Below are 1,575 nucleotides of genomic sequence, written 5' to 3' on the forward strand. Positions count from 1 at the left end.
GTTCCCACCACCACGTCGGTCTGTCCGCTGTAACGCGCCAGCAGCACCGCGAACCCCGCCAGCAACATCATGAACTCCGTCACTCCCTCCCCCCGGCACAGCTCCCTCACTCCTGCGCTCAACTCCTCCCCCAACTCCACCTGCACGCTCGCCCCACAATAACTCTGCACCGCCGGCCGCCGCCGGTCCCCCCGCAACTCCACCACCGGCAGCTCCGCTAACTCCTCCCGCCAGTACCCCAACTGCCTCTCCAACTCCTCTCCTTCCAGCCACCCACGCTGCCACACCGCGTAATCCCCATACTGAATCCCCAATTCTCCCAGCTCCGCCTTCCGTCCTTCCACCTCCGCCGCGTACAGCTCGCTCAGCTCTCCCACCAGCACTCCCAACGACCACCCGTCGGAGATGATGTGGTGCAGCGTGAACATTCCCACGTGCTCCTCTTCTCCCACTCGCAGCAGCACACTCCGCAGCAATCCCCCTTGCTCCAGCACGAACGGCCGTCTCGCTTCTTCCCCCATCCGCCGTCGCACCTCCTCTTCCCGCTCTTCTCCCCGCAGATGTCTCACGTCCACCACCGGCAATTCCATCTTCACTTCTCCCGCCGGCTGGATCACCTGCCGCGGCTTGCCTTCCATCACCACGAATCCTGTCCGCAGCACTTCGTGCCGCCGCACCATCTCCTGCAAGCTTCTCTCCAGCGCCCTAACCTCCAGCCTCCCCTGCATCCGCACCGCCAACGCTACGTTGTAGAAGCTGTTCTCCGGCTCCAACTGATACAGAAACCACACCCTCTCCTGCGCGTACGACAGCGGCGCCTCCCTACGATCTCCTTCTCGTCTCTTCAACTCCGGCAGTCGCAGCCCTTCCCCGCTCGCCAGTTCTTCCCTTATCCCTTCCCCCAGCCCACGCACCGTCGGCCGCTCAAACAGCAGCCGAATGGAAAATTCCCGCCCGTATACCTCCCCAATCCGCGACATCACCTGCGTTGCCAACAGCGAATGCCCGCCCAACTGAAAGAAGTTCTCCTCCGCCCCTACCTCCCTCACTCCCAGCACCTGCTCCCAGATCCCGCCCAGCAGCTCCTCTATCCCTTCCCGCCGCTCGCCCCCTCTTCCCTTCTTCCCTTCACGCTCAATCTCCGGCAGCGCTTTGCGGTCGATCTTCCCGTTGCTGCTCAGCGGCCAGCTCTTCACTTGCATGATCCGCCCCGGAACCATGTACTCCGGCAGTCGTTCCTGCAAATATCCGCGCAGGCCTTCTTCCCCTAGCTCCCCTGCTCCCGGCTGCCCGATCACGTAGCCCAGAAGCCGTTTCTCCCCAGCCTTCCCTTCCACCCCGCGCACGATCACCACCGCCTGCTCCACCCCAGGATGCCTCCCCAGTACGGCTTCGATCTCGCCCAACTCCACCCGGAAGCCACGCACCTTCACTTGGTCGTCCTGGCGGCCGAGAAACTCCAGTTGTCCTTCCCGACCGTAACGCACGCGATCTCCCGTGCGATACAGCCGCGCCCCAGCCGCCCCGCTGAAACCATCGGGCACGAACTTTTCTGCCGTTAGCTCTGGACGGTTC

At 63.7% G+C, this 1,575-nt stretch carries 1 protein-coding gene; it reads right to left on the bottom strand.

Annotated features, from left to right (window positions below):
* The coding region (locus tag DYY66_RS07835; RefSeq protein ID WP_255496383.1) for a condensation domain-containing protein at window positions 1-1,406 on the bottom strand (1,406 nt) is incomplete at its 3' end.
* Between the last annotated feature and the right edge of the window lie 169 nt (window positions 1,407-1,575).

It is taken from the genome of Candidatus Nitrosotalea sp. FS, assembly GCF_011319475.1.
Classification (GTDB): Archaea; Thermoproteota; Nitrososphaeria; order Nitrososphaerales; family Nitrosopumilaceae; genus Nitrosotalea.